The following is a 2217-nucleotide window of genomic DNA, read 5'->3' as shown; positions in this document are numbered from 1 at the left end:
TTATGGGACGGTGCGCAGGCTCGGCGCAACGTCAGATTCGTACTCGGCGTGCCGGTTCGTCTCCGACTTGGAGAACACCAGACGGCCATCGACGACAATTTCAAATACGCCGCCCCGCGAGGGGATCAGGTGGATGTCGTACTTCGGACCGAACTCGTCGAAAATCGCCTCAGCCATGCTCACGGCACGGGCAGTGTAGTTTCAGGCCCGGCAGAACTCGATGGTGATGGGAGTCATGGGCAGTGATCATAACGACGGAGGGGAGGGTCGGGGTAATTCGGTTTGATCGACCCAAGAAGAGGAACGCCTTGACAAAAGCCGCTCTTGTCGCCCTACCTATTGCCATCGATCAACTCGTCGAGAGCGGTTCCCGCGCCATCATCCTCACCGGGTCAGGCTCGATCTTCACGGCCGGGGCGGATTTGACAGAGTTATCGTTTACGGAAGCTGATCTTGATGTCGAAAGCGGGTTGGCGGCGGCCGCCGACCGGCTTGCTTCGGTCCAGGTTCCGACTTTTGCCGCGATCGAGGGACCCTGTTTGGGAGCCGGGGTCGAATTGGCTACCGCCTGTGATGTCCGGGTGGCGGGCCAAGGATCCACCTTTATGATCCCGGCCGCCCGGCTGGGAATCCTGTACCGGCCCGCTGGGGTGAATCGATTGCTTCGAACACTCGGAGCCGAGACAACCCGACGGCTGTTATTGGTGAATGAGACCCTCGGCCCCTACGGAATCGCCGGCGTTCTCGTCCCGGATGGCAGTGCGCTGGCAACGGCTCGCGAACTCGCCGATCAAGCCGCTGGTCTCGTCCCCGGGGCCGTGGCGGCGACCAAACAACTTATGGTTGAGATCGAGACGAGCATCTCAGCCGGGATGGATTGGGACGAAGTCAGGCGCCGCCTTCTGAAAGAACGGTGATCTCCAGATCGAGTGGCCAGCCGTTGGGCCAGCATCCGTCGAGACCTTTGGTTTGTTGCATCATGACGGGTCCCAGGTCACCGACGCCGGTACAGGCAACGTGCCCGTGCTTGAGGCCATGCCCCACCTCATGGTTGATCACATATATCTGATAGCCCCACAGGTCGTTGGCGTATTCCTCCGTGCCGGTTTCCCAGCGCCAGACGTTGATCATGGCCCGATGGGCGTCCCAGCAGGAATAGATACCTGCTGTGACCAGGGGAAGGCATTGCTCATCGGTCGTCGCCGGCGAGGCCAGAGTCACACGGAATGAAGGCTCTCCGATATCGACCCGTTGGACGGCGAACCCTTCACGCCCGCCCCAAGACCGGGGATCACTAAGTACCTGATCGACCCGATCGGCGAAACAGGCGGCGTCAATGCCGAGTCCTTCTTCGACCTCGACGATATAGGTCTTGATGGGGCCATCGGACGATGGCATGGTCGAACCTGGCACCACGATCAGAGTTCCGGTCGGTTCGTGGGGGGTGTTGGTCGAACAGGAGGCATCAACGGTCGGAGTGGGTGGCGGATCATCGGCAGACGGTTCGGCGATCACCGGTGCGGTAGAAGATGGCGTTTCCGTGGCCGCCGGGCTGGCGGTCACCGAATTGTCGGACTTCGGTGCCGGGGGCCCAAGGCTCGTGTCGGTACCGAGCCGTGGTACTGCGAATGCCGCGATGAGAGCGATGGTTGCCAGCATGAGAAAGGCTCGGCGATGGGGAGTGGGGCGGTTCACGGCAGGTAGATGTTATGCAAAAGGTTTGATAGCCTCAACTCATGTCGGGAACTCTTGGTCGTCTCATCGTCGTAGCCAGTCTGCTGGTTGGGGGATGGAGCCTGTTCTACAACCAAATCAACGTCGTTCTTTTTCAGGATTATCTTGATGACGGGTCGGTTATCGATCGGGTTGAGCACTGTGGAACGATGTATGACGTCCTCACAGGAAATCTCGACGAGACAATTACGGGTGGGGTCGATACCGATCTGTGTGTGAGGTCGGCCCGAATAGATGCCATCTTCGGCGGTCTACTCGTCGGGTTCTTTCTGGCAGTTGGCGTCCTTTTGATGAGTAGCTCATACCGCCGACCGCTTATCGGGATGGATGCGGTTCGGCCATTGCCAAATGTTTCGGTATTCCACAGGAGGCAGGCGGCCCACCATCGGAGAGCGGCCGAGTTGGCCGATAGCCAGGACGACGATTAGGACGATTCGTCGGCTTCACGACGATTCGTCGGCTTCACGACGATTCGTCGGCTTC

The 2217-nt window shown here is 59.7% G+C and carries 4 protein-coding genes; 2 read left to right on the top strand and 2 right to left on the bottom strand.

Annotated features, from left to right (window positions below; translation table 11 throughout):
* A complete protein-coding gene (locus JJE47_17445; GenBank protein MBK5269211.1) occupies positions 1-183 on the bottom strand; it encodes an Rdx family protein in 183 nt (60 codons plus the stop codon).
* 59 nt (positions 184-242) lie between these two features.
* Between JJE47_17445 and JJE47_17440 the strand changes: the two genes are divergently transcribed.
* Positions 243-917: an enoyl-CoA hydratase/isomerase family protein gene (locus JJE47_17440; protein ID MBK5269210.1), complete on the top strand. Its 675-nt coding sequence runs from the start codon at positions 243-245 to the stop codon at positions 915-917.
* Here JJE47_17440 and JJE47_17435 read toward each other — a convergent pair.
* Positions 889-1695, bottom strand: a complete 807-nt coding sequence (locus JJE47_17435) for a DUF3152 domain-containing protein (GenBank protein MBK5269209.1) — start codon at positions 1693-1695, stop codon at positions 889-891. The two genes, JJE47_17440 and JJE47_17435, sit on opposite strands and share 29 nt — an antisense overlap.
* Positions 1696-1736: 41 nt before the next feature.
* Here JJE47_17435 and JJE47_17430 point away from each other — a divergent pair, with 41 nt between their 5' ends.
* A complete protein-coding gene (locus JJE47_17430; GenBank protein ID MBK5269208.1) occupies positions 1737-2162 on the top strand; it encodes a hypothetical protein in 426 nt (141 codons plus the stop codon).
* The last annotated feature ends 55 nt before the right edge of the window (positions 2163-2217 follow it).

This window comes from Acidimicrobiia bacterium, assembly GCA_016650365.1.
Classification (GTDB): domain Bacteria; phylum Actinomycetota; class Acidimicrobiia; order Spongiisociales; family JAENVV01; genus JAENVV01.
The sequence above is the reverse complement of the archived record's forward strand: the minus strand, read 5'-3'. Positions and strand labels throughout refer to the sequence as shown.

Coding starts and splice junctions, on each gene's coding strand:
- JJE47_17430 (MBK5269208.1), top strand. CDS start 1,737: ATGTCGGGAACTCTTGGTCGTCTCATCGTCGTAGCCAGTCTGCTGGTT.